23 protein-coding genes are annotated in these 24459 nt (G+C 45.4%); 16 read left to right on the top strand and 7 right to left on the bottom strand.

All coding sequences use genetic code 11. The annotated features are described in order from the left end of the window. The first annotated feature begins 11 nt into the window (after nucleotides 1-11). The 15 genes from SHAL_RS18710 (at nucleotide 12) to SHAL_RS18640 (ending at nucleotide 16867) form a co-directional block, all read left to right on the top strand. Complete coding sequence (locus SHAL_RS18710; protein WP_012278682.1) at nucleotides 12-704, top strand: hypothetical protein; 693 nt, start codon at nucleotides 12-14, stop codon at nucleotides 702-704. Further along, complete coding sequence (locus SHAL_RS18705; protein ID WP_012278681.1) at nucleotides 701-1525, top strand: hypothetical protein; 825 nt, start codon at nucleotides 701-703, stop codon at nucleotides 1523-1525. The genes SHAL_RS18710 and SHAL_RS18705 overlap by 4 nt, the downstream gene beginning before the upstream one ends. Then, the gene (locus tag SHAL_RS18700) at nucleotides 1522-2310 is read left to right on the top strand and encodes a DUF3450 domain-containing protein (RefSeq protein WP_012278680.1); all 789 of its coding nucleotides are present in this window, start codon (nucleotides 1522-1524) and stop codon (nucleotides 2308-2310) included. Before SHAL_RS18705 ends, SHAL_RS18700 begins: the two co-directional genes overlap by 4 nt. Further along, nucleotides 2310-3767 carry a MotA/TolQ/ExbB proton channel family protein gene (locus SHAL_RS18695; protein WP_012278679.1) on the top strand — a complete coding sequence of 486 codons (1458 nt, stop codon included), beginning with the start codon at nucleotides 2310-2312 and terminating at the stop codon, nucleotides 3765-3767. The genes SHAL_RS18700 and SHAL_RS18695 overlap by 1 nt, the downstream gene beginning before the upstream one ends. After that, nucleotides 3754-4272 (top strand): MotA/TolQ/ExbB proton channel family protein, encoded by a 519-nt coding sequence (locus SHAL_RS18690; RefSeq protein ID WP_012278678.1) that lies wholly within the window; start codon nucleotides 3754-3756, stop codon nucleotides 4270-4272. The genes SHAL_RS18695 and SHAL_RS18690 overlap by 14 nt, the downstream gene beginning before the upstream one ends. Next, entirely contained in the window at nucleotides 4265-4666 is a 402-nt protein-coding gene (locus SHAL_RS18685) for an ExbD/TolR family protein (protein WP_012278677.1), read from the top strand. Before SHAL_RS18690 ends, SHAL_RS18685 begins: the two co-directional genes overlap by 8 nt. After that, nucleotides 4666-5307 (top strand): energy transducer TonB, encoded by a 642-nt coding sequence (locus tag SHAL_RS18680; protein WP_012278676.1) that lies wholly within the window; start codon nucleotides 4666-4668, stop codon nucleotides 5305-5307. Before SHAL_RS18685 ends, SHAL_RS18680 begins: the two co-directional genes overlap by 1 nt. A gap of 2 nt (nucleotides 5308-5309) precedes the next feature. Further along, the gene (locus SHAL_RS18675) at nucleotides 5310-6596 is read left to right on the top strand and encodes a tetratricopeptide repeat protein (RefSeq protein ID WP_012278675.1); all 1287 of its coding nucleotides are present in this window, start codon (nucleotides 5310-5312) and stop codon (nucleotides 6594-6596) included. 72 nt (nucleotides 6597-6668) lie between these two features. Further along, on the top strand, nucleotides 6669-7241 hold the full coding sequence (locus SHAL_RS18670; protein WP_012278674.1) for an anthranilate synthase component II: 573 nt from the start codon (nucleotides 6669-6671) through the stop codon (nucleotides 7239-7241). 351 nt (nucleotides 7242-7592) lie between these two features. Further along, a complete protein-coding gene (locus SHAL_RS18665) occupies nucleotides 7593-10097 on the top strand; it encodes a S9 family peptidase (RefSeq protein WP_012278673.1) in 2505 nt (834 codons plus the stop codon). Between the two features lie 184 nt (nucleotides 10098-10281). Further along, the gene (locus SHAL_RS18660) at nucleotides 10282-11424 is read left to right on the top strand and encodes an HDOD domain-containing protein (RefSeq protein ID WP_012278672.1); all 1143 of its coding nucleotides are present in this window, start codon (nucleotides 10282-10284) and stop codon (nucleotides 11422-11424) included. Between the two features lie 659 nt (nucleotides 11425-12083). Next, nucleotides 12084-13301: an aspartate aminotransferase family protein gene (locus tag SHAL_RS18655; RefSeq protein WP_012278671.1), complete on the top strand. Its 1218-nt coding sequence runs from the start codon at nucleotides 12084-12086 to the stop codon at nucleotides 13299-13301. Between the two features lie 133 nt (nucleotides 13302-13434). After that, on the top strand, nucleotides 13435-14454 hold the full coding sequence (gene astA, locus SHAL_RS18650; protein ID WP_012278670.1) for an arginine N-succinyltransferase: 1020 nt from the start codon (nucleotides 13435-13437) through the stop codon (nucleotides 14452-14454). A 9-nt stretch (nucleotides 14455-14463) separates the two neighbouring features. Then, nucleotides 14464-15924 carry a succinylglutamate-semialdehyde dehydrogenase gene (gene astD, locus SHAL_RS18645; protein ID WP_012278669.1) on the top strand — a complete coding sequence of 487 codons (1461 nt, stop codon included), beginning with the start codon at nucleotides 14464-14466 and terminating at the stop codon, nucleotides 15922-15924. Nucleotides 15925-16066: 142 nt separating this feature from the next. After that, nucleotides 16067-16867: a DUF1338 domain-containing protein gene (locus SHAL_RS18640; RefSeq protein ID WP_012278668.1), complete on the top strand. Its 801-nt coding sequence runs from the start codon at nucleotides 16067-16069 to the stop codon at nucleotides 16865-16867. Nucleotides 16868-17027: 160 nt separating this feature from the next. On the opposite strand, the gene SHAL_RS18635 is transcribed toward SHAL_RS18640, so the two are convergent. The 4 genes from SHAL_RS18635 to crp all read right to left on the bottom strand — a co-directional run bounded on the left by SHAL_RS18635 (nucleotide 17028) and on the right by crp (nucleotide 20188). Next, nucleotides 17028-18353, bottom strand: a complete 1326-nt coding sequence (locus SHAL_RS18635; RefSeq protein ID WP_012278667.1) for an ATP-binding protein — start codon at nucleotides 18351-18353, stop codon at nucleotides 17028-17030. Continuing rightward, the gene (locus SHAL_RS18630; protein WP_012278666.1) at nucleotides 18350-19024 is read right to left on the bottom strand and encodes a response regulator transcription factor; all 675 of its coding nucleotides are present in this window, start codon (nucleotides 19022-19024) and stop codon (nucleotides 18350-18352) included. Before SHAL_RS18630 ends, SHAL_RS18635 begins: the two co-directional genes overlap by 4 nt. Before the next feature lie 109 nt (nucleotides 19025-19133). After that, on the bottom strand, nucleotides 19134-19469 hold the full coding sequence (locus SHAL_RS18625) for a PepSY domain-containing protein (RefSeq protein WP_012278665.1): 336 nt from the start codon (nucleotides 19467-19469) through the stop codon (nucleotides 19134-19136). 83 nt (nucleotides 19470-19552) lie between these two features. After that, nucleotides 19553-20188 (bottom strand): cAMP-activated global transcriptional regulator CRP, encoded by a 636-nt coding sequence (gene crp / locus SHAL_RS18620; RefSeq protein ID WP_012278664.1) that lies wholly within the window; start codon nucleotides 20186-20188, stop codon nucleotides 19553-19555. 454 nt (nucleotides 20189-20642) lie between these two features. On the opposite strand from crp, the gene SHAL_RS18615 reads away from it, so the two are divergent. Further along, nucleotides 20643-21425: a tetratricopeptide repeat protein gene (locus SHAL_RS18615; protein ID WP_012278663.1), complete on the top strand. Its 783-nt coding sequence runs from the start codon at nucleotides 20643-20645 to the stop codon at nucleotides 21423-21425. 664 nt (nucleotides 21426-22089) lie between these two features. Here the strand turns inward: SHAL_RS18615 and SHAL_RS18610 are convergent. The 3 genes from SHAL_RS18610 to SHAL_RS18600 all read right to left on the bottom strand — a co-directional run bounded on the left by SHAL_RS18610 (nucleotide 22090) and on the right by SHAL_RS18600 (nucleotide 24358). Then, nucleotides 22090-22977 (bottom strand): phosphoribulokinase, encoded by an 888-nt coding sequence (locus tag SHAL_RS18610; RefSeq protein WP_012278662.1) that lies wholly within the window; start codon nucleotides 22975-22977, stop codon nucleotides 22090-22092. A gap of 152 nt (nucleotides 22978-23129) precedes the next feature. After that, a complete protein-coding gene (locus tag SHAL_RS18605) occupies nucleotides 23130-23384 on the bottom strand; it encodes a YheU family protein (RefSeq protein WP_012278661.1) in 255 nt (84 codons plus the stop codon). Continuing rightward, a complete protein-coding gene (locus SHAL_RS18600) occupies nucleotides 23378-24358 on the bottom strand; it encodes a hydrolase (protein WP_012278660.1) in 981 nt (326 codons plus the stop codon). Before SHAL_RS18600 ends, SHAL_RS18605 begins: the two co-directional genes overlap by 7 nt. Nucleotides 24359-24459 lie beyond the last annotated feature (101 nt).

Below are 24459 nucleotides of genomic sequence, written 5' to 3'. Positions count from 1 at the left end.
GATCAAAATAAATGAGTGACATCAGTTTTAAGCAGGCTAAAGAGTTTGAGCAAGGCTCGCTCGCAGCCCGTTTGGCTAATATAGTGCTGTTAGCGCTAGCTGTGATGACGTTGGCCTTAATTAATGCCAATAGTCTGCTGTTTCCTAGTAGTAGTGTCACCATCTATCTAGTGGTTAGCGCCATTGTGAGCTTAGTTTCCTTATGTGGTTTGTCGATACAAAGCCGCTTACAGGCAAATTATGTGTGGGCAGTCTGCTTTATTGCCTTGCTGCTGCTCGGATATAGTCAAACGCTGGAGCCGCCAACAGGCGATAGTGCCATGCTAACTTCGCTATGGGCGCAGCTATTTTTTCTATCTCGCCCGATAGCGCTTGGCTTAGCGATTGCCGCATGCCTTGGATATCTATTGCATGCATTTTGGCGCGACACTCGTTTAGAAAGCCACAGTCATCTACTCAGCTTATTGGCCGGAACGGCTTTTCTTGGCGGTGAGATTGCTGGCAGTTACTGGGCATTTATTGGCTGGGGCCGCAGCTGGAGTTGGAGCGGTCATTTCTTCTTCTCGGCGTTAACCTATCTATTATTCATTCTGGTATTTCACCTACCTAAAGCCTGGTTCCCTAATGGGAAGGGGTTGGCTATGGGCAAAGCTGCGGTACTGGGCTTTATCTGCATATTGATGTTGGGGTACCGCTTGTTATGAGAATGAACTGGTTATTTTCGATGCGCCTCGCCTTCGTGCTGCTAATGCTCCTATCACTGTGGTTCGCCATAGGCGTAGCCATGAGTGAGTATGAGCTCTATCGCCAAGTGTTAAGGGCGTTAAACGATCTGCCTATGTCGCAGTGGCTACAAAGCTTAACGGCGGCGCCCGTTGTTGGATTCTGGTTAGTAGGCCTATTTGGTTTGATGTTCCTATTAGGGTTGAATACCGCCTTGTGTTCTTGGCGCGACCTACTGCCTACTTGGCGTAACAAGCGCTGGCGTAGCCCGCGGATCATGATGCTGCCAATTCATATCCTGACCTTACTGGTTTTTATATTCCATGGTGTCGATCTGGTATTTGTCCATGGTCACGATAGCGCAGTACTACATCAAGGCGAGCGTTTCAATAGTGGTCGTTATCAGATCAAGTTAGTTAACGTCGACTACCGCGATGATGTCAGCCTAATCACCGAAGATGAAACGGGCTTTAGCCCGGCAGGGCGGATCACACGTCGTAGTGTCGAACAGTTCGATCCTCGTAAAAATACGGCCTACTTTATTGTTCAAGATGGTGAGCAAAAGATCAGTGGTGATGCGGAATTTATGCGGCCCTTTAGATGGAAAGATCTGTATATCACAGTGACAGACTTTAGGGTCCCTCACCAAGAAGAAGCGCTAGGGGTGCAGGTCAAGGTACTTGCTGTACATAACCCGCTAGTGAATTACTTTTTTGCCTGTTACGGCTTGCTATTAGTGAGCTTATTACTGCAAGGGCTGGTGTTTTGGCGCCGCTCAATTAAAAAAGGAGGCCGCAGATGATAGGGCGTATTTATTACGGTTTGCTCACTCTTTGCTGTGTATTGCCTCTGGCAGCTTATGCATCAGAGGCAAATGATGGCAAGCAGCCTACTGCTAACTTAGCTCAGCAATGGCTTGAGCAGATTAAGCTACCTGTTGTGAAATCGGTGCAGCTTGGAGAGGAGGCCGCCGCATGGCAGCAGCAAAAAGCGCAATCTCTGTCACAACAGCAACAAGATCTCGGTGAGCTTTATTGGACCGAGTATCAGGTGCAAAAACAACAAAGGTATCTGGCCTCACTGCAGGCTGAAGTCGCACAGTTGCAGCAAGATATCGCCACTATCACAGCGCTTAAACAGGAGTTAGAGCCGCAACTGGAGATCTGGTACGCCACGTTGGAGCGTCAAGTCAGTGCTGATCTACCTTTCGACTATGACGAGCGCAAGCGGCGTTTAGCGTTTTTACGTAGTGCGATGGATAGCAATGAGTTGCCATTAGCCGAGCGTTTTAGGCGCATGCTCGATGTGATTACTATCGAGGTGGCTTACGGTTATAGCCAGCAGGTAGCACAAGAGATCATCGTTATCGATGAGCTGCCTGTGCAGGTGAATCTGCTGCGCTTAGGCCGCCTATCTTGGTTCTATATGACGCCTGATGAACAGCAGCTCGGCTGGTTTGATAGTCAGTCGCGCCAATGGCGAGCTCTACCTGTCAATGAGCAAGGAGACTTAAGGTTAGCGATGGCAATAACGTCGAATAAACAGGTTGCCCAGATAGTTAACCTGCCATTAGGAGCGCAACAATAATGAGAGCAGTGATTTTAGTCTTGTTGTTATGCGTATCGACATTGGGCTTTGCACAAAAGTCAGCTACACAAGAGACAGCTTCTGTAAAAGGATCTGCAGAATATCAAGCTCTTGAGCGGCGAGTTGACCAGCGAGCCTCTGAGGTAGAGCGACAAAACTTGCTTTGGAGCAGCAACTTAAAGCAAGAGATCGATGAAGTTAAAACTAATCAGCAGCAGTTGACTAAGCGTTTAAAGACTAAGCGTGGTCAACTTGAGCAATTGAATCAACAGCTGATTGATTTAAATCAGCAAAAGCAAAGTCTCAGCCAAGATTATCAGCTTGCTGTTGATGATATGAAGCTGGTTCAAGGCGCCTATCAAAAAGCACTGAGTAGCCTATCGCAACAGTGGCAGCAGAGTCCTACTCAGTTTGCTGCGCCTCAACGGCTGGAAAACTTAACGCTTGCCAAGGCGAGTTTGGGATTCCCAAGCTTGACCCAGCTTAATGAGCTTGTCGGCTACGCTGTCGATGATATGCAGATGACGGCGAAAGTGCTAACAGCCAAGGCGCCGATTAGCTTGGGTGATGGCAGCGTAACGGAGCAAGAGTTACAGGTATTTGGCGGCTTAATGGCGGTGACTAATAATGAACAGCCAAGCTTTATCGCCTTTACAGAAAAACTACCCATTGCCATATCACCTGTCGATTCACAGATCAGTGAGCAACTAAAGTCTTGGCTTGATAAGCAGGCTCAGCTATTGCCGCTGGATTTAAGTCAAGGACGAATGCTGCCAAGTCTGGCAGAGAAACAGAGCCTGACAGAGTGGGTCGAAAACGGCGGAGAGGTGCTATGGCCGATCCTTATCTTAGCCGCGTTGGGATTAGTGGTAGCGCTATGGCGGGCAGTAATGCTGTTTTACTGGCGCCCGCTAGCTCAGCTTAGTGACAAGGATGGCACTCAAGTTGACCTGCAAGCTATTAAGCTGCAACTTTCAAATATGACAAGGGTGCCAGCGGCCAGCGTACTCGCTAATGCAATCACTAGCTCAAGCACTCATTCAAGCACTAACTCAAGCACTAACTCAAACAACCGAGATGGTGGTGTCGAGGCGATGGATCAACGACTGAAGCAATTGATGCTAAAGCAGATGGCACAGTTTGAACGCGGGCTTGGCTTTATTGCACTGCTGGCGGCAATGGCTCCGATGCTGGGGTTACTCGGCACCGTATCTGGCATGATTGAAACTTTTCAGTCTTTAACGGAGTTTGGTAATAGCGATCCTAAGTTGTTATCTGAGGGGATCAGTAAGGCTTTGATCACCACTCAAGCGGGATTGCTGGTGGCGCTACCTTTGCTATTACTACATTACCCACTTAAACGCCGTGCTCAGGCGCTTAGCTTGAATATGGAGCAGCAATCAGCCCTGTTACTCGCCCTTAATCTTGAGCGAGGTGGCGAGTATGTCACTCGATAGCTTACTGTTTTCTGTCCGGCAGTTTGGTCATGCCATTCTTGGCTTTATTGAGCTGGGTGGAGTGGTGATGTGGCCGCTGTTTGCTTGCTGCCTATGGATGCTGTGGTTGGTGAGCCGGGCTCTATTTAAAGACACGGGAGACTATAGCAAGGCTATGCTTGTGACGACTCGACATGATTGGCTTAATCAGCGTCTGAGTCTATTAGCACTAAGACAGATACAAGCGCAGCAGTATGCGGATCTACAAGGGGTGAAGCTATTGGCCATGGTTGCGCCGCTATTAGGCTTGCTGGGAACCGTTAGTGGCATGATTGCGATGTTTGATGCTGGAGCCAGTTATGGCTTTCATGATCCGGCAGTGATTTCGGCTGGGATCTCTATGGCGATGGTCACCACGCAAACCGGGCTATTTGTTGGCTTAAGCGGCGCGCTGTTGGCCTTTTTTTGGCAACGAAAGCTAAACCGTGTCGATACCAATCTGTTAGTGGGAGGCAAACATGCTTAGCGATCGTTTCAGACAAGATAAAGACCCTGAGATCAACATGACTCCCATGCTCGATGTGGTGTTCATCTTGCTGATTTTCTTTATTGTGTCGACTAATTTTGTGCAGCAATCATCGGTAGAGATTAAACGCCCTCAAGCCAGTACCGCGACTAGCGTCGATGGCAGCCCGATTGTGGTGACTCTCGATACCACTGGACGAGTCTATTTTGAGTCAAAAGAGATAGATATCTATTACCTACCCGGTAAGCTACAGCAGATCGCCAGTCAAACGCCTAAGGCAAAGTTGTTGGTTGTTGCCGATACCAACTGCCCAACAGGTGTCACTATCAAAGTGTTGGATATTGCCAAGCAGGCTGGGATCAGTTTTAGCTCTGTGGCGTCAGAGATCCGCTAATGAATAGAGGACGCGCTCATCAAGTGTTGGTTATCTCTGTGCGGTTAATACTGTCAGTTGCAGTGACAATATTGCTCTGTTATTACCTGCCTAGCAGTCTCAATGATAATCAACCAAGGCAGTTCTTTAATCAGCAAGCGAAAGAGCTGGAGCTGCCCTTGCTTCCTCCTGAAAAACCTAAATTACCGACGCCGAAAGAGGTGCAAAGCAAACCTGTGACAGCAAGCGCTGCAACGCCAGTATCCAGCAGTATACCGATTATGCCATCGGTTGCAGATATGCCGCTGCAGGTGCCGGTTTTGGCTATTCCAACACTTAATGGCTTGAGCTTGCCGAGCATTGCGCCTGTGATAGCAGGCATAAAGGATGTGGACAAAGCCCCCGAACTTCTGCGTTTTATTCAGCCTAAGATGCCAGTGGCGGGGCGCAAGTTTAAGGGAGGCGGTAGAGTGCTTTTACGGCTTATCGTTGAGGCGGATGGCGTCGTGAGTCAGGCACAGGTGCTAGAGGCTAAGCCCAAGCAAGTGTTTGACCAATCAGCAGTAGAGGCGGCGCGCAGATGGCGCTTCAAACCTGCAGTTTTGTCTGGTGAAGCGGTGAGGGTCTTTGTTGATGTACCAATTAACTTTAAGGTTAGTTAACGATGAATAACTTAAAATTATCGATGCTGTTGATACTGTTTATCTCACCTTTTATCTCTTCTCTTAGCCATGGGCGAGAATTAAATGCTAGCCCTGGACGAGATTTAAATCGATATGAGTCTGGCCTACTCAATAAAGCGAGTCCACTACTCGAGGACAATGATTTTAATGCAGCGTTAAAGCTGATATTACCACTGCTTGAGCAACCTGCTCCACACCAAATCGTATTTCAATATGTGTGTAGAACTCTCGCCGATAGCGGAGCTGAAGCCAAGGCGCTAAATTGTTGGGAGCGAGGCTACGAGCTTTACCCGCAGCAGAGCAATATCGCGGTCAATTTAGCCCATGGACAGTTACAGGCTGAGCAATATGAGGCCGCTATCGCTACTTTAGCACCGTTGAAATTGTCGACTCTAGATGAGCCTATTTTGGCGCAGGTTCGCTATATGCAAGGCTACGCTCATTATCAGTTAACCCAATATCAAGCGGCGGTAGAACTCTTGCTCTCTTCAGACGTGAAGCTCCATTGGTGGCCAATCATTAGTTACAGTCAGCTGGCGTTGGAGCGGTGGCAAGGCGCTAAAAGTAGTGCGCTGCAGTGGCTTGCTTTTGAGCCTGATAACCGCACCGCTTGGCAAGTATTAACCCGCAGTGAGCTTGGGTTAGATAATAAGCTTGAGGCTGCACTGGCAAGCGATATTGCCGCTCACTTAAGTGGTGCTAGAGGAGGTCGCAGGCTGCAAGATAGCATCGGGTTGTTTGGCCAGATCAAAGCTTATAATCTCGCGGCGAACTGTACCTCACAAAATAATACTGATGATGTTGCTCACCAAGGCTCTGATATAAAGGACTTTGACTCACAAGCTTTTGCTTGTGCCCAATATGCTTGGTTATCGGGACGATATGATGAGGCTTTAGCTTTTCTACAGGGTTTTAATATCGACCACTTAATTACAGATAAGGATTTAGTTGATGACTTCTATCTGTTACAAGGCCAGTTATTTGCCGCGTTAAAACAGGGCGATAACGCTCGAAAAGCATGGGGGCGGGTGGGGTTGCAAGCCCTGCCGTTAGGCACTGCGGCCGAGATAAAACATGCTCGTCAGCGACGTAACCAGCAGCAGGGACAAGCTTTACTGTTAATTGGTCAAAGTTACTGGCTAGAGCAGCAGTGGCCGGAGGCACAAGCGAGTTATCGAAAGCTGGCACAAACTCCGGGGTTTGAAACGCTAGCGACGGCTTTTGGCCAACGTTTAGATACATTCGTACAGCTAGAGGACAAACTCTGATGATCCAAGGTGATGGCTGTGGTAGCATCAGCGCCCAAATCACCCACATTGATATAGGTTCTTGGATCTTTTATGATCTTAATGATCGACAATTACGACTCATTTACTTTTAATCTGGTGCAGTATTTTCAGCAGCTTGGGCAAGAGATTGTGGTTAAGCGCAACGACGAAATCAGTCTCCAAGATATTGAGGCTTTAGCACCGAGTCACTTAGTGATCTCACCTGGCCCTTGTACGCCAAACGAGGCGGGTCTGTCGTTATCAATTATTGAACACTTTGTTGGCCAACTGCCAATCCTTGGGGTTTGTTTAGGGCATCAGGCGATTGCACAGGTATTTGGTGCGAATGTTATTCGTGCTAAGCGAGTTATGCATGGTAAAACCAGTGCCATAGCGCATACCGACAGTGGTTTATTTCGTGGTTTGAATAACCCGCTAACCGTCACCCGTTATCACTCTTTGCTGGTCGATAGTGTACCCGAGGGCTTTGCTTTAGATGCTTGGTTTGACGATCCTGTTTATGGGCGAGAGATCATGGCGATGAGTATGCCTGCTAAGAAGATCTATGGTGTGCAGTTTCATCCGGAGTCTATTCTGACCGAACAAGGCCATGAGCTGTTAGCAAACTTTATCCAAATCACCTAAATCGGCATTATTCGGGTATATCTGGGAAGAACCTAGTATGACGTGCAGTTTCATACTTAAGCCGAGCATCTATCCTGACCGAGCAAGGCCATGAGCTGTTAGCAAACTTTATCCAAATCACCTAAATCGGTATTATTCGAGTATATCTGGGAAGAACCTAGTATGACATGCAGTTTCATACTTAAGCCGAGCATCTATCCTGACCGAACAAGGCCATGAGCTGTTAGCAAACTTTATCAAGATCAGCTAAACGCTACCATCTGTTACAAAATTTACTGCTTTTTCAGATAATCACGTTGCCAAAGTGTGGTATAAAAGTCCGCAAAAATACCAATAATAAAGGGATGGATAATGAAAAGCGTCATTCGTCATGTCGGCTTTAGTGCACTATCACTGGCAGTATTAGCGGGTTGCGGTGCAACCAGCGTTTCTCCTGACCAAGCTCAAGCAGCTAATCAAAGTGCCAACCATATAGCGAGCCAAACAGCTCAAGTCGCCTTATCGGCGCCTCCTCAAGTAGACCAAGCATTAACGTTAAATCAGATCATGGCTAATCCTGACTGGATGGGGCTATTTGCTAAAGGGGCCTATTGGAGCGATGACGGTCAGTCAATCTACTTCGCTAGACAAGCTCATGGCGCACCGACTAAAACCTATTATCAGCAAAATATCGATGGTACAGCAGCAAGTGAGCTGGCATTAAATCAGCTGCACAGCGCCGATCAACGCCGTGGTGTGTTAAATAATGACAAGAGCCGTAAAGCTTATATCTACCAAGGCAACTTATTCGTAAAAGATCTTAACAGCGCTAAGGTGATGCAGCTGACTCGCCAGAACACCGCGATTGACGGTGTGCGCTTTCTAAACAATGGTGATATCGCCTACTGGCTGGGCGATAATATTTTCAAAATTCATCAAGACTCAGGTTTGGTAGAAGAGATCGCCAATATCAAGATGGCGGCGGAGCCGAAAGGGGTTCAAGCACCATCGAGTTATATCGCCAAGCAGCAACATCGGCTAATCCAGTATGTTGCCATGCAGCAAGATAATGCCAAGGCGAAACAAGATTATAAGACTGAACTTGCTAAAGTCGATCCGACGATATCGGCCAAGATCTGGTATCTAGGCGATAAAGAGGTCGTGACCAACCTAAGCCTGTCTCCAGATGGCCGCTACGTGCTCGTTGCGCTAAAAGATAAAGATTATAGCTGGCGAGCAGAGCACGACATTATGCCCAATTACCTTGGTAAAGATGGTTATGTCGATGCCGTTCCTGCTCGTGCCCGTGTCGCAGAAGATAAGGATCCGGGTGAGCGTCTAGTGCTGCTTGATCTCAATACCCATTCAAAGAAAGACATTACTATCGAAGGCTTAACAGGCTTTGATGAAGATGTACTCGCCGCAGTTAAGGCTGAGAACGCTAAAGCAAAAGGTGACAGTTACAAGAGTGAGAAAGCGCCACGTAACTTACAGTTGATGCAAGACTGGGGCTGGTCACAGAGTGCGATTCAGTGGACAGATTCAGGTGACAAGGTCGCTGTGATGTTAGAAGCGGTCGATAATAAAGATCGCTGGATAGCCACAGTAAACCTAGATAAGGGCAGTTTAACCACCCAGCACCGTTTGCATGATGATGCTTGGGTTAACTACAACTTTAACCAGTATGGTTGGCTACCTAATAGCGATAGCTTGTACTACCTCTCTGAAGAGACTGGCTTTTCACACATCTATCTAAAAGAGCAAGGCGAGAAAGCTAAGGCTCTGACTCAAGGTCAGTTTGTGGTCAGTGATATCACATTGGGGCCTAAGGCTGAGTTTATTTACTACAAGGCCAACAAGACCCACCCAGGGATCGACAACGTTTACCGCGTAGAAATAGCCACAGGTAAAGATGAGCAACTCACCGAGTGGCAAGGTCAGCTTGATTACACCCTTAGCCCAGATGGAACTGCGCTGCTATTAGATGCATCGACTCGTATCCAACCTGCAGAACTATTTGTGCAGCCAATTGGTGGTGAACTTAAGCAATTAACTGACTACACCAGTGATGCATTTAAAAACTACGCATGGCAAGCGCCTGAGGTGGTAGCTGTGCCTTCAAACCACGGTGCAGGTGAAGTTTACGCTCGAGTATATCTGCCGCAAGGTTATAGTAAAGACAACGCAGACAAGTATCCTGCGGTGATCTTTAACCATGGTGCAGGTTACTTGCAAAATGCGCATTACGGCTTTTCCGGTTACTTTAGAGAGTTCATGTTCCATAACTTACTTGCTCAACAAGGCTATGTGGTGATGGATATGGATTTCCGTGGCTCAAAAGGATATGGCCGCGATTGGCGCACAGCCGTGTATCGTCAAATGGGCACTCCTGAAGTTGAAGATCTCAAAGATGGTGTTAATTGGATGGCGACTAACGTCAACGTTGATGCGGGTAAGGTCGGCACTTATGGTGGATCTTACGGCGGTTTCTTAACCTTTATGGCGCTGTTTAATGAGCCTGAGCTATTCCAAGCTGGTGCTGCGCTACGTCCTGTAACGGATTGGGCACATTACAATGCGCCATACACATCAAATATTTTAAATACGCCTGATGTTGATCCAATCGCCTATGAGCGTAGCTCGCCGATTGAGCATGCACAGGGATTACAAAAGCCATTGCTGATTATGAGCGGCGTATTAGATGACAACGTGTTCTTCCAAGACAGCGTGCGATTAGTGCAGCGTTTGATCGAGCTTGAGAAGCCGATGTTTGAAACGGCTATCTATCCGGTTGAGCCCCATGGTTTTCGTCAGCCATCGAGTTGGTTGGATGAGTATCGCCGCATTCACAAGTTATTTGAACAAGAGTTGAAGTAGTTAGCTTTTAAGTGATTGTGATATTAATTCCAATCACATATTTAGTGCGATTGGTATAACTAAAGGACTCCCCGGTCTATACATTCTGGGGAGTCCTTTTTGTTTGTTTTAAGAACAGTTTTAGCAAAGTTATCGATAAGTGGTTAAACTGGTCACATATTAATACTGGGAGATGGATATAACAGTGGCAATTTCGGTCGCAGGCGGCGTTAAGCCTGCACAAATCATAGAGATAGAGCATCGACTACTAAAGCAATTAATAGTCGGTCGCGGCAAGTCTATTAGCATGGACGATGAGCTTAATGCCGAATTGGAAGATGATGCTAATAAACTTGAGGTTGAACGCGAGGCTATTCGTGCAAGGATAGCTAAACAGAACCAAGACAAGGCCGTTTTTGAGGCTGTTTCTAAGCAATTGCTAAGCAGTGTTAATACCACTATTGAGCATCAACTCTCATCTCCTGAGCAGGTGCTGAAGCATTCAAAGCTCGATGAGAAACAGATCACCTTGCTAGAGTTATTATATTCAGAACGTGTCGACTTAATGCAGATTAAGCCATTAATTATTGCGTTACCTTGGCTTGAGCGTGATCTGGTGAATATAGTTAATAGCCCGGCATTTAGGCATCGAAGACCCAGTTCATCAGATGTACAAGTAACCGATGTTAAGTTGGTACTTAACTATATCGGGGTTGAGAACCTACAAGCATTAATTCCCTATTTTTGTCTTAGGAACTTGATGCCAACGGGACAACCACAGATGTTGTGGTTAACAAGAAAACTGTGGCGTTACAGTGTTGTCGCCGCGATAGCCGCTCAAACTTTAGCCGCCTTACACGAGAAAGCGCCAGCATTTATTTATAGTTGCAGTTTGATGAGTCAACTGGGAACTACCTGCGTGATTAACCAATGTGCAAAGACATTTGATGACATGTGGGGGACTTGGCTCAGAGAAGCGAGCGCAAGCCGCGATAAAGAGCTTTATGATGCGGTGATGGCAACAGAGTTTCCTGCGAATGATGTTTACCAACAAGTTTTGGCTCATAGTCGCACTCTTAATTGGCAACTCTTGAGCCTGCTTAAATTTGATGAAATCCGTTTAACCAAAACCTTTAAGCGTATTGATACCAGCCTAATATACGCTGAACTGGATGAAGATTCGGCGTTAATAGAGCGCGCTAATTGCTATGCTATGGTCTATTTATTAAAAGAAGCTGGCAACATTACCCCCGCAGAATCTCGGTTAATGTTTGATTATTATCAGCTCTCGGAGCAGGAGCAGATCCGTTTGAGTGCGCAACATTTCCGTAAGCTGACACTGTTTTAACTATGCTCATTTCGCAAACTGCTGATTGATGATATCGAGCGAATAGATTCGTTTTGGCTAGCTTTTGGACGAGTGAGGTCGTTAAACCATCCGATTGGGTAATAAACTTGTTTAAATTGATAGTTGTTATTCCCGTTTTGGATGAATTCTCAGCTAAGTTGTAATACCTATAGCTTGGATTTTTGAGTGATTTTTGTGTGCTTTATGCAATATTGAGCAGAATAAGAATGACAAAGTTGGAGTTTCAATAAGGCGGATACAATCCGTCTAGCCTTGCAAGGCCTATTGTTAATCAATTTAAACGGGCATTTAGTTGGCAATAATTCATATAAACGTTAACTAAACTAGCCTTTAAAACCTATTTAGTTATTCATTAACTTTGAATAACTAGTGCTTTTTGGCGCTAGACAACTTTTTTATGACTATTTATGCTTAAGGCCCCGCTATATCCGCTTTGTTAATTCTAAAACTCAAATCTTTATGCAGAGTTTACGCATTTAGGTTACCTGAATGTTGTTAAAAACTGGCATTCTGATCACATTTTAGCTAATAATGTCTTCCTAGTTAGACAAACAATCGCCATGTCACCTACAAAAAATAAAGACATTGAGCGGAATACGACCGGCTAAAAGGTCGATAATGACAAAGGATGAGAAGGAATGAGCGTAAATATGAATCTTACACGTGCCCAATTTGACGAAGTAATGGTGCCTAACTATGCGCCTTCAGCGGTTATTCCAGTCCGTGGCGAAGGTAGCCGAGTTTGGGATCAAGAAGGTAAAGAGTACATCGACTTTGCTGGTGGTATTGCGGTTAACTGTTTAGGTCATTGTCATCCTGCTTTGGTTGGCGCGCTAAAGACACAAGGCGAGAAGCTTTGGCATCTTTCTAACGTGATGACTAACGAGCCAGCTCTTGAACTTGCGACCAAGCTTGTTGAAGCGACATTTGCCGAACGCGTTTATTTTGCTAACTCAGGTGCTGAAGCGAATGAAGCAGCGCTTAAGCTAGTACGTCGTTATGCCATGGATAAGTTTGGTGCTGAAAAAGATCAAATTATCGCATTCGATAAAGCCTTCCACGGCCGTACTTTCTTCACCGTAAGTGTTGGTGGTCAAGCGGCATACTCAGATGGATTTGGTCCTAAGCCGCAGAGCATCACACATGTGCCATTTAACGATATTGAAGCATTAGAAGCCGTATTTTCTGATAAGACTTGTGCGGTAATGATGGAGCCACTGCAAGGTGAAGGTGGCATTATTGATGCGGATCCTGAATTTTTAAAAGCGGTTCGTGCGCTTTGTGATAAGCATAATGCACTGTTAGTTTTTGATGAAGTTCAAACTGGTGTGGGTCGTCTCGGTGAACTCTATGCGTATATGCGTGGCGATGTCGTTCCTGATGTACTGACAACGGCAAAAGCACTCGGTGGTGGTTTCCCTATTGCTGCGATGCTAACGACAAAAGAGATCGCCGCTCACCTTAAGATCGGTACCCATGGTTCTACCTATGGCGGTAACCCGCTAGCTTGTGCTGTGGGTAATGCGGTAATGGATGTGGTGAATACGCCAGAAGTATTGAACGGCGTTAAGCACCGTGAACAACTGTTTCGCGATGGTCTAAATAAGATCAACGACAAGTATGATGTATTCTCTGAAATTCGTGGCCAAGGTCTATTGATTGGTGCAGTCGTCAACAGCAAGTATCAAGGACGCGCAAAAGAGTTCTTGGTTGCAGGCATTAACGAAGGCGTAATGAGCCTTGTTGCTGGTGCAAATGTTGTTCGCTTTACGCCTTCTCTAGTGATCCCTGAAACCGATATTGCTGAAGGTCTAGCGCGCTTTGAGCGTGCAGTCGCTAAAGTTGTCGAAGCCTAAAAGGCATACGGAGTGTTATCACTGATAGCGCTCCTTTTTTGTCTTTAGGATAACTTGACCGTTTATTGAGCAGTGCTTGTCATATATTGGTAAGGCTGACGAACACGGCAAGTGATAGCGAGGAGACTCCTAGATGTTAGTTATACGTCCAATCCGATCGACTGACTTTAAAGCGCTATACCAAATTGCGGAAGAGTCAGGGCATGGATTCACATCTCTACCGGTAAATGAAGATCTATTGAGGAGCAAAATTGCTCGAGTAGAAGAGTCGTTTACTAAGCAGATCGATAAACCTTTCGATGAAGGTTATTTGATGGTGCTAGAAGATACCGAAACCGGCGAGGTTGTCGGTACTTGTGGTATAGAGGCTGCGGTAGGCATGGTTGATGCCTTTTACCACTATCGACTGGGTACTGAGGTTTACCACTCTGAGCAGATCGGTGTGCGTAATGAGGTCGAGACCTTAACCCTTTGCCACGATTACACTGGCGCTGCAGAGCTTTGCACGCTTTTCTTACGCGGCCACTACCGTAAAAATAATAATGGTCGCATGCTTTCAAGAAGTCGTTTTTTGTTTCTTGCTCAACATGCAGAGCGGTTTGGCGAAACCGTCATTGCAGAGATGCGTGGTGAAAGCGATGCCGATGGTAACTCCCCTTTCTATGGGTGGTTGCAAGAACACTTCTTAGGTATCGATTTTGTGCAGGCCGATTATCTTTCAGGCCTTAGCCAAAAAGCGTTCATGGCAGAGATGATGCCTAAGAATGCGGTCTATGTATGCCTATTGCCAAAAGAAGCGCAAAAAGTGATTGGTGAAGTTCATGCTAATACCCGCCCAGCGCTTAATTTGTTGCAAGCGGAGGGCTTTAGATGCCGTGGTTATGTTGATATTTTTGATGGTGGACCTACGGTTGAATGCCATCTACATGATATTCGCTCTGTGCGTGAAAGCCGTTTACTGACTATCACCATAGGTGCAACACCAAGTGACGCCGAAAGCTATATCGTTTCAAATACTCAATTAGCGGATTACCGCGCTACCACTGCCAACTTAGCCGTAGTCGACGACTGTGATGACGTGATCTTAGATGCACAAACCGCGGCAGCCCTTATGGTTGCAGATGGTGAGCAGATCCGCGTATTGCCAATGTAGGAATAGAAAATGACACAATTTATTGAAGGTAAGTGGGTTGCAGGTTTAGGTCACGAAGTGACATCAATTAACCCAGCCAACCAAGAAGTGATTTGGAATAGTAAAACAGCCACTCCAGAGCAAGTATCTCAAGCAGTTGATGCCGCGCGTAATGCACAATTTGACTGGTTTATGCTGGGCTTTGAAGGGCGTCTAGCCATTGTTGAAGCTTACCGCGATCAACTGGAAGCCAACAAAGCCGAAATGGCTGAGGTGATTGCCCAAGAAACGGGTAAGCCGCAGTGGGAAACGGCGACAGAGGCGGGCGCGATGATAGGCAAGATAGGCCTTTCTGTTGCGGCTTATCATAAACGTACTGGCACAAGTGAAAGCGAGACTCCAGCGGGCCGTGCAGTATTACGCCATAAGCCACATGGTGTTGTTGCTGTGTTTGGCCCCTATAACTTCCCTGGTCACTTACCAAATGGTCACATAGTACCAGCGCTGCTTGCGGGTAATACCGTGGTGTTTAAGCCATCAGAGCTCACGCCAAAAGTTGCAGAGCTGATGCTTAAACTATGGGAAAAAGCGGGTCTGCCAGCTGGCGTGATTAATCTAGTTCAAGGTGAAGTTGAAACGGGTAAGGCGCTTGCGGCTCACCCACAAATTGACGGTCTGTTCTTTACTGGTAGCTCGCGTACGGGTCATATCTTGCATCAGCAGTATGCCGGCGATCCAGGTAAGATTTTGGCATTAGAGATGGGCGGTAATAACCCACTTATCATCAAAGATGTCGCCGATACTAAAGCCGCCGTTCATGACATTATTCAGTCTGCGTATATTTCAGCAGGCCAACGTTGTACCTGTGCACGTCGCCTCTATGTCGAAAAAGGTGCGACAGGTGATGCGCTACTTGAGCAACTTGTTGCAGCAATAAAGCAGATTAAAGTCGGTCCTTGGAACGCACAGCCACAACCATTTATGGGGTCAATGATCTCTGAAACGGCTGCAAAGGGCATGGTAGAAGCGCAGCGTAACTTGCTGAACTTAGGTGCTAACTCACTGGTTGAGTTGACTCACATTGAAGCCGGTACAGGCTTAGTTTCTCCAGGTCTTATCGATGTGACAGGCGTCATCGAGCTACCAGACGAAGAGTACTTTGGCCCACTATTACAAGTGGTGCGTTATAGCGATTTTGATGAAGCTATTAAGCTTGCTAACACGACTCGCTATGGTCTTTCAGCTGGCATTTTGGCTGATAGCCGTGAAGATTATGACTACTTCCTTGCACGTATTCGTGCGGGTATCGTCAACTGGAATAAGCAGATCACTGGCGCGTCAGGTGCGGCACCATTTGGTGGTGTTGGCGCATCGGGTAACCATAGAGCAAGTGCGTTTTACGCCGCTGACTATTGTGCCTACCCTGTCGCTTCTGTTGAGGCCGACGCGGTCAGCCTACCAGCGACATTGAGTCCAGGTTTGAGCCTTTAAACTCAAGCAAAAAATTAAAAGGGAAGCGCTCGGGGCGCTTCCCTTTTGTTTATAAGCAAGTTGTATCCCTAAAATGTGTAACGCCGCGTGACTTAAACAAACTAAATAAATAGCTAAGTACGTAGGTGTAAAAGGAGTTGTAATGCACACGAATGTAAACGCACTATTTGAAGCACTTTGGCAAGACTATATAGAAATGACTCCCTCGGCGGCTAAAGTTCATCAACTATTGTCTAAAAATGGTGCGATCATCAACGATCATATTGCGCTGCGAACTTTTAATATTGCCAAGGTTAATCTTGAGGTGTTGGCTGCGCACTTTGAGTCTATCGGCTATGTCGCCAGTGGTGACTATAAATTTGAGGCTAAGAAGCTTAACGCTAAGCATTTTGAACATCCGGACAGCACACAGCCGAAGGTGTTTATCTCTGAGTTGTTAGTTGACGAGTTTAGCGAAGAGCTACAAGCGACGGTTAATGGCTTGATTGAGCAAATCGATCACGCAGCAACCACGGCTGATAACTTCTTGTACTCAGGCCGTCACTGGCAGCTTGATACTAAGACCTATGAGGCGCTATTAGCTGAGAGTGAATACGCAGCTTGGGTGGCAGCTTTTGGTTATCGAGCCAACCACTTCACAGTATCGATTAATCACCTACCTGATTATGAAACTATATTTGAAGTTAACGATGCCTTAAAAGCGGCAGGCTTTGTATTGAATGCTGCGGGCGGTGAAGTAAAAGGCAGTGCCGATGTATTACTTGAGCAATCATCGACCATGGCAGATAGGATCCCAGTTAGCTTCTCAGACGCAGTAGTTAACATTCCTAGCTGTTTTTATGAATTTGCTCTGCGCTATCCTCAAGCAGACGGAAAGCTTTATACAGGCTTTGTGGCGACTTCTGCGGACAAGATCTTTGAGAGTACTAATGTTAATGCCTAGTATTAATGCCTAATGCCTAATGCCTAATGCCTAATGTCAGTGCTTAGTGTGAATCGTTAGTACAAAGCGCTAGCAATGAACGCCTTGTATCTTGTAATAAAAAACCGGACTAAAATCCGGTTTTTTATTGTCTTAAAGCCCTTTAGCCTTAACTTAACCTTTAGAAGAGTAACGTAACTTTCAGCCCCGATAGGCTCTGGCTATGTTCAAACTTGAGCTCAACTTTGTACTGCTCAGCAATATCCTTAACAATTGACAAGCCTAAACCGTGGCCCATCGTCGCCTCATCGAGACGTTTACCTCTGTGGGTCAGTTGTGCGAGCTCTTCTGTTTGTACCCCAGGACCATCATCTTCAATGGTCAATTTGAGCTGCTGATCTTGGTGACTAATACAGACCCTGATCTCTGAGCTTGCCCATTTATAAGCGTTATCGAGTAGATTACCTAATAGCTCCATACCGTCTTCACGGTGCATCGGCAATCGAGTAATCGCGCTGGGAATATCAAAGCGGCAGTGGATAGACTTAGTGCGGTGAACCTTATTAAGGGTTTGGGCTAGATCTTCGATATCTTTTGGCAGCTGCATCTGCGCTGCTGGTAGCATGTCGCCAGTGATCCGTGCCGCTGCCAGTTTTCGCTCAATCATCTTATGGACTAAATCGAGCTGCTTTTGCATGGCTTCAGCTGAGTCTGGTTCTTTTAAAAATAGGGCCTCAACCTGCTGCTGCATAACTGCCAGTGGTGTTTTAAGGCCGTGACTCAGGTTACCTAAGTTATTGCGACTACGCTCTATCTGCTTACTGGAATAAGTAAGCAGTTCATTATAGTTTTTGGCTAATGGTTGTAGCTCAAGTGGAATAGAGTTGAGGTCGAATGAGGAAATTTCACCTTCACGTAATTTTGCCAAGGTGTCTTTCATTTGATTTACGGGTTTAAATGATTGACGTAGGACCAAGAAAATACCAGTGATCATCGCTAATAGCATCGCCAGATTCACGATAAGTTTGGTGCCGTAAACTTCGGAGAAAACTTTACGGCCAATACTCAAGTCTTGTGCAACAGTCAGGGTGGCGTTGAGTCCCGATGTTTCTGATTTCAGACCAATAGACAGTAATTGGATATCGTGATTTTGCGGCCCTTTCGTCTGCCAGGCTCGTGTTTCACCTTTCTCAAGATCGACGACTTCGAGTCGTTGATCCCACAACGAACGGGATCTTAGTTCTTGTTCGGGTAGATCCAATTGATAGTAACGGCCGGAATAGACCGGGCGGTAAAAGCTAGAAAGTTGGGTTTCATCGATGCTAAATGAGCCATCTTCGAGATGTGTCGCGAGCAGGACTTGCTGTAAGTCTTCCTGTAATCTGGCGATAATAGAGTCGTGAAAAGCTTGGCGTAGCATGGACTCAAAAAAGATAATGCCGACGGCAGTCGCTATCACCACTAAGCCTGTTAACCACAGGCTTAGTTTAGTGCGGATTGATATCATTGAGCGAGGCCGTGAAAGATATATCCTTGACCGCGACGAGTTTCAATAGCCGTTTTACCGAGTTTTTTACGTAGGTGGGTCACATATACTTCAACCACATTACTCTCTTTTTCATCATCAAACTGATAAAGCTTGTCGGTAAGCTGCGCTTTCGATAAGAGTTTTTTAGGCGACATAAGGAAGATTTTTAATAACCTAAACTCCATTGCGGTAAGTTCATATGTCTGCTCGCCGACAGTCACAGATTGCTGGCCTTCATCGAGTGCAACGCCTGCATAGGTTAACTGTTTATTCGGTGTGTTGGCCTTACCGTGGGCACGTTGAATGAGTGCCTGAATACGTACCAGTAACTCCTGAGTATGGAAGGGTTTACCAAGGTAATCATCCGCACCTGAGTTGAAGCCTTCGACTTTCTCGTGCCATTGGCTACGGGCCGTTAGCATAATGACTGGGGTATGAATACCTTGCTCTCGCCACGTTTCTAGTAGCTCCAAACCGTTGCCGTCGGGTAAACCAATATCGAGAATGACGCAGTCGTAGTTGGTTTCTTTGATTAGGTAATCAGCTTCACTGACTTTATCTGTTGTATCAGTAACATAACCAGCTTGCTTAAGTTGCTTAATAAGCTCTTCTACTAACAAGGTGTTGTCTTCAACAAGAAGTAATTTCATAGGGTGCTCTCAATGGTGCCGTGTAAAGTGGCAGGCGATTTACAGAGTTAATTCATGTTAACCCAAAAGTATCACCTCGGTGCAATAAGATTTGATTTTTAAGCCATTATTACAGCTTTTCTGTGTTACAGCTTGCTGGAAGTTGGGCTGGTTTAGCGAGTTGGCCTGTGCTCGCATCGAGCACTAGATCTACTAGCTGTCCTTTTAAGGTTCGAATCTGAACCTCATAACGCCACTTGCCTTGATGTTGATATAAGTGAGCATCAATAAGCTTGCCATTACACATGGCTTGAATACTGTTGAGAGTGACATCAAGAGAGAGGATTTGACCGCTGTTAACTAAGGTTTGTGCTTCGTAGTGCTGAACTTCAATTTTTTGATTAGCGACCGCTGCAGGCTGGTGTAGCATCGCTGCCAAAAGGCATAGATATAATGCTAGTTTCACACTGAACTCCTAATAAAAAAAATGGCCTGAGATAATCTCAGGCCACTTTATAGAAGCTGTCTTAAACCGAGCTTAATACTGGCTTAGCGCGTTCCGTAAACCACGATAGTTTTACCGTGAGCTTGAATAAGGCTTTGCTCTTCAAGCATTTTTAAGATTCGACCCACAGTCTCACGAGAACAACCAACGATTTGGCCAATCTCTTGACGAGTGATCTTAATTTGCATGCCATCAGGATGCGTCATCGCATCTGGCTGCTTAGCAAGGTGAAGCAATGTCTGTGCAATTCTTCCAGCAACATCAAGGAAAGCAAGATCACCTACTTTTTGACTTGTGCTATGCAGACGGTAAGCCATCTGAGATGAAAGCTTCATCAGAATTTCAGGGTTAACTTGGATTAATTGCTTGAACTTCTTATAAGAGATCTCAGCAATTTCACAAGCTTGCTTAGCGCGAACCCATGCAGTACGTTCAGCTTGTTCTTCAAACAAGCCAAGCTCACCGATGAAGTCACCCTGGTTTAGGTAAGAAAGAATCATCTCTTTACCTTCTTCGTCTTTAATCAAGACAGCTACAGAGCCTTTCACTATGTAGTAAAGCGTATCAGAATCTTCACCAGCGTGGATCAAAGTACTTTTGGCTGGATATTTATGAATGTGACAGTGTGATAAAAACCATTCCAAAGTTGGATCTGGTTTTGGCTTTCCAATCAGAGCCATGCCTATGTTCCTCGGCTGATTTACATTAAAAGTAAGAATATGCTAATTAAGTATCTTACGTCAATTAAGTGATTAAAACCTTGATAGAAGTCTTACTTTAGATCGACTTAACCAAAGCTGAATAACCATTTAGATATAGGGTATTTTGATACATTAGTGATATATGTCAACTGAATCCGCTACTAAGCCTGATTGTTGAGTTAACAATTAGGCTTGTATCACATCTTGTTACAATCATTTTTATCTCGAATGAATGCTGGGCTGGATTTCTGCGTGTATTTATTGCCTCAAATTGCGAAATATTATCGATGTAAAACAATTCTCATTAGCAACCCGGAGTTATTTGCACTCGACTTTTTGACCAACTTCTGGCTAACTTGAGACAGAATAATATAAAAAGACGGTAGCTATTTTCTTGTTCACAGTCATTTTTAATGCGTTGTAGGAGCCCTTCATGAGATGTAGACCTTGGATTTTAAATACTGTGGTGGTCTTTTTTTTAGCTTTAAGCAATGGGGCTAGCGCGTTCTCTATTCCGCAACCTCAAGGCGCCGAAGAGGCAAGCCGTTTAGCACACATACAACTAAAAGCGACCCAGGGGGATGAAGATGCACAATATCTTTTGGGTTTAATGTACTTATCTGGTCGTTTTGTCGCACAAGATAGAGACTTGGGAATGCAGTGGCTCACCGATGCTGCCGAGCTTGGACATGTAAAAGCACAGCAGACTATCGCTGATTTAGCATTTGAAGGTAGCTTGATTAAGCGCGACATATCGACGGCAGAGCTGTGGTATAGCAAATTGAGTCAGCAGGGAAATAAGTGGGCTAATTTTAGACTGGGTTTTATTTATGCTGCTGGTGGCCAAGGGGTTGAGCGTAACTGTGGTAAGGCAGTCGATCAGTTTAATGCGGTAGGGGATATGGCTTCCCTAGGTAATGTTGCTTGGATTTTGGCGACCTGTCCAGAAGCGCAATATCGTAATGGCAATAAGGCGCTAGAGTTATCACTTGCATTGCTGGAGTCAAATGAGCAAGACCCGACAAACTTAGATAACCTTGCTGCCGCATATGCCGAAATAGGTGATTTTAACGCCGCTATCTCGACTCAGCAAAAAGCCATTAAAGCGTTAGATTTAAGTGCAGATCAAAGTAAAACGGCTGAGTTTAAGCAACGTTTAAAAACCTATCAAAACTATGAACCTTATCGTGAAGTATTACCGTTAATTGGTAATTAACTATGACTGGTAGTTGATAGCACTCATGAATAGAAAGCTCCTAAATAGGAGCTTTTTTTGTAGCTAATAAATCTAAACATCCTCAATCTAGCCCGCATATAACGCTTTCTTTAGCTTAAAAATTTTGGAAGAGGTCAGCTAGCAATCCCAAGGAAACAAACAGATCAAGCGTGAAGGTGGAATTTACTTTGGAGTTTTAAGGTTAGAAAGGTCAGTCAGAAATCCCAAGGAAACAAACAGATCAAGCATGAAGATGGAATTTACTTTGGAAATTTGCTTTGAAGTTTTATTTTAGAATTTAAGGTGGGTCAGTTAGCAATCCCAAGGAAACAAACAGATCAAGCGTGAAGGTGGAATTTGCTATTTAAGTTTCTAAATTTTGTTTTTGAATTAAAAAGCTAAGAAGAGGTCAGTCAGCAATCCCAAGGAAACAAACAGATCAAGCGTGAAGGTGGAATTTACTATTTAAGTTTCTAAATTTTGTTTTTGAATTAAAAAGCTAAGAAGAGGTCAGTTAGCAATCCCAAGGAAACAAACAGATCAAGATGGGGGAATTTACCTCCAAGGGACTGCTAACTTATCGTTCTTTCGCCTGAAATCCCGATAAGCGCAGTCTACATAAGCAGGCTTAAACTAAACTTAATAGTCCGTGACTTAGCTAAAGTTACTCACCTTCTTGGGCAATAAGCTGTAGTCGCTTATCCATCAGGTCTTTTACCAGTGGGGTTAGAATTAACTCCATCGCCAATGACATTTTTCCACCAGGTACTACGAGAGTATTGACCCGAGACATAAATGAGCCTTGGATCATTCGTAGATAATAGGGGAAGTCAACATTTTTGATACCACGAAAACGGATCACCACAAAGCTTTCATCTAACGTAGGAATGCTTTTTGCGCTAAATGGATTTGATGTATCAACCGTTGGTACACGCTGGAAATTGATATGAGTACGAGAAAACTGTGGTGTCATATGATTAATATAATCATCCATGCTACGCACAATCGAGTCCATCACTTTTTCACGGCTATGACCGCGCTCTGAGGTGTCTCGAATAATTTTTTGGATCCACTCAAGATTGACGATTGGCACCATGCCTATGAGCAGATCGACATGCTGAGCTACATCGCAGCCATCGGTGACAACCCCACCATGTAAACCTTCGTAATAAAGCATGTCGGTATTTTCTGGCAGAGGGTGCCATTGGGTAAAGGTGCCGGGCATCTGGTTAAATGGCACTGCTTCATCGAAGGTGTGTAAGTAGGCTCGCGTCTCACCTTGTCCGGTATTACTGTAATCGCCAAAGCACTGCTCTAAGCGGTTGAAGTCATTGGCTTCTGGACCGAAATAGCTAATATTTCGATTCTCGGTCTTCTCTTTGCGGATCATCACCGCCATTTCTGGGCGGGTGAAATGATGAAAACTATCACCTTCAACAATCGCGGCGTTGATACCTAGTTGCCTAAAGATATGGTTGAATGCGGTTGTCGTGGTCGTCGTGCCTGCACCAGAGGAGCCAGTTACTGCAATAATAGGATGTTTCGCTGACATTTTTTTACCCAAAATATAGATAGTTAACTATCACTTTTACCTTCGCCTATTTAGGCTAACTATAGTGACTACTGGTAAGCAGATTGCGGTTTAGTATCTTAAGTTATACGGACTCGCTGCGTTTAGGTCAATCTATGACCTAAACGTGAGGCTTAATCGCTATCCACCTCTTGATACACGACATCTTCTTTACGCCTTATGCCGATGGACTCCTCTTCTTCATTGTATTCAACGACCAAAATACCCTGCTTGAGTGCAGCTTTACACTGGATAGTTGCTTTATCCATGCAGTGCTCGCCATCGCCAGAGAAGCTGCCATCTTCCACCTGGCTGATTAAATATTCTTTGATGAGGTTGTCAAAAGTTTCGCTAGGTAACTGAGTTAAAGACTCATAAGGCACTAACATAAGGATATTTCCAATGAGGTTAAAAAATTCAATACACGTTTTTCAAGATAATATTGGGGGCGCCACGGACTTCCTCCATCGATAAACCCCACATGGCCACCATTTTCGTGCAGTTCATATTGCACTTGCTCAGATAGCTGAGACTGAGATGGGATCACCGCATGGGTCATAAAGGGATCGTCTTTAGCATGCATCACTAAGGTCGGGTTAGTGATCTGGCTTAAGTATGGCAAGCCGCTAGCACGAGTATAGTAATCGTGGACATCGGCAAAACCGTGTAATGGCGCAGTGATCTTATCATCGAATGCGTAGAAGGTAGTGAGTCGATTAATCTCGCTCTGACTAATTGGCATCAGGGGCGCGAGTTCAGGTCTTGCCACTTTACCGCGCATCTTCTGCTGAAGCTGCTTGATAAGGTAGCTTTGGTAGAGCTTAGAGAAGCCTTTTTCCAATCGGTTGGCGCAGGAGCCCAGCTGCAGAGGGGCAGAGACTGCAACACCTCGGTCAATTAAGCTGTTATCTTGCTGTTCACCTTGATATTTGACCAATACATTGCCGCCTAAGCTATAGCCAACCGCGAGTAAGCGACAGTTAGGGTGTAGAGTCTTTAAGTGACTCAAGCTGGTTTGCAGATCTTGAGTATCACCGCTGTGATACCCCCGAGGGAGTCGGTTGAGTTCGCCGGAGCAGCTACGGTGATGATGTACCACTGTGCATAGGTTTAACGCCTTACTGGCTGCGAGCATACGGCGTGCGTAATGGGATTGTGCACTCCCCTCTAAGCCGTGAATAATCACCAATATGGGCTGTTCATCTCTAGGTGAACCTTGCCAATCGAGATCAATAAAATCACCGTCGCTAAGCTCTAACCGTTCACGCCGCAGTTGTGGTCTGTCCACTTTAGTGAGTACTGGCAAAATCGTCTGGATATGGGGATTTTTGGCCCACCAAGGGGGAGAAAATATCTGGCTCATAGTAATTGGCTATTGCTGAAAATTAAAACGTATGTTTAATTGTTATTGTCAACAGAGTGTAACATAGATTTTGAACCGGTATTTTTATTCGCTTTGTTTGC

The organism is Shewanella halifaxensis HAW-EB4, assembly GCF_000019185.1.
Lineage (GTDB): Bacteria > Pseudomonadota > Gammaproteobacteria > Enterobacterales > Shewanellaceae > Shewanella > Shewanella halifaxensis.
Note: the sequence above shows the minus strand (reverse complement) of the source record. Positions and strands in the feature narration are given on the sequence as shown.

Bases quoted from the DNA above. Each gene is read 5' to 3' on its own strand.
- SHAL_RS18710 (WP_012278682.1), top strand. From the start codon at position 12: ATGAGTGACATCAGTTTTAAGCAGGCTAAAGAGTTTGAGCAAGGCTCG.
- SHAL_RS18705 (WP_012278681.1), top strand. From the start codon at position 701: ATGAGAATGAACTGGTTATTTTCGATGCGCCTCGCCTTCGTGCTGCTA.
- SHAL_RS18700 (WP_012278680.1), top strand. From the start codon at position 1,522: ATGATAGGGCGTATTTATTACGGTTTGCTCACTCTTTGCTGTGTATTG.
- SHAL_RS18695 (WP_012278679.1), top strand. From the start codon at position 2,310: ATGAGAGCAGTGATTTTAGTCTTGTTGTTATGCGTATCGACATTGGGC.
- SHAL_RS18690 (WP_012278678.1), top strand. From the start codon at position 3,754: ATGTCACTCGATAGCTTACTGTTTTCTGTCCGGCAGTTTGGTCATGCC.
- SHAL_RS18685 (WP_012278677.1), top strand. From the start codon at position 4,265: ATGCTTAGCGATCGTTTCAGACAAGATAAAGACCCTGAGATCAACATG.
- SHAL_RS18680 (WP_012278676.1), top strand. From the start codon at position 4,666: ATGAATAGAGGACGCGCTCATCAAGTGTTGGTTATCTCTGTGCGGTTA.
- SHAL_RS18675 (WP_012278675.1), top strand. From the start codon at position 5,310: ATGAATAACTTAAAATTATCGATGCTGTTGATACTGTTTATCTCACCT.
- SHAL_RS18670 (WP_012278674.1), top strand. From the start codon at position 6,669: ATGATCTTAATGATCGACAATTACGACTCATTTACTTTTAATCTGGTG.
- SHAL_RS18665 (WP_012278673.1), top strand. From the start codon at position 7,593: ATGAAAAGCGTCATTCGTCATGTCGGCTTTAGTGCACTATCACTGGCA.
- SHAL_RS18655 (WP_012278671.1), top strand. From the start codon at position 12,084: ATGAGCGTAAATATGAATCTTACACGTGCCCAATTTGACGAAGTAATG.
- astA (WP_012278670.1), top strand. From the start codon at position 13,435: ATGTTAGTTATACGTCCAATCCGATCGACTGACTTTAAAGCGCTATAC.
- astD (WP_012278669.1), top strand. From the start codon at position 14,464: ATGACACAATTTATTGAAGGTAAGTGGGTTGCAGGTTTAGGTCACGAA.
- SHAL_RS18640 (WP_012278668.1), top strand. From the start codon at position 16,067: ATGCACACGAATGTAAACGCACTATTTGAAGCACTTTGGCAAGACTAT.
- SHAL_RS18635 (WP_012278667.1), bottom strand. From the start codon at position 18,353: ATGATATCAATCCGCACTAAACTAAGCCTGTGGTTAACAGGCTTAGTG.
- SHAL_RS18630 (WP_012278666.1), bottom strand. From the start codon at position 19,024: ATGAAATTACTTCTTGTTGAAGACAACACCTTGTTAGTAGAAGAGCTT.
- crp (WP_012278664.1), bottom strand. From the start codon at position 20,188: ATGGCTCTGATTGGAAAGCCAAAACCAGATCCAACTTTGGAATGGTTT.
- SHAL_RS18615 (WP_012278663.1), top strand. From the start codon at position 20,643: ATGAGATGTAGACCTTGGATTTTAAATACTGTGGTGGTCTTTTTTTTA.
- SHAL_RS18610 (WP_012278662.1), bottom strand. From the start codon at position 22,977: ATGTCAGCGAAACATCCTATTATTGCAGTAACTGGCTCCTCTGGTGCA.
- SHAL_RS18605 (WP_012278661.1), bottom strand. From the start codon at position 23,384: ATGTTAGTGCCTTATGAGTCTTTAACTCAGTTACCTAGCGAAACTTTT.
- SHAL_RS18600 (WP_012278660.1), bottom strand. From the start codon at position 24,358: ATGAGCCAGATATTTTCTCCCCCTTGGTGGGCCAAAAATCCCCATATC.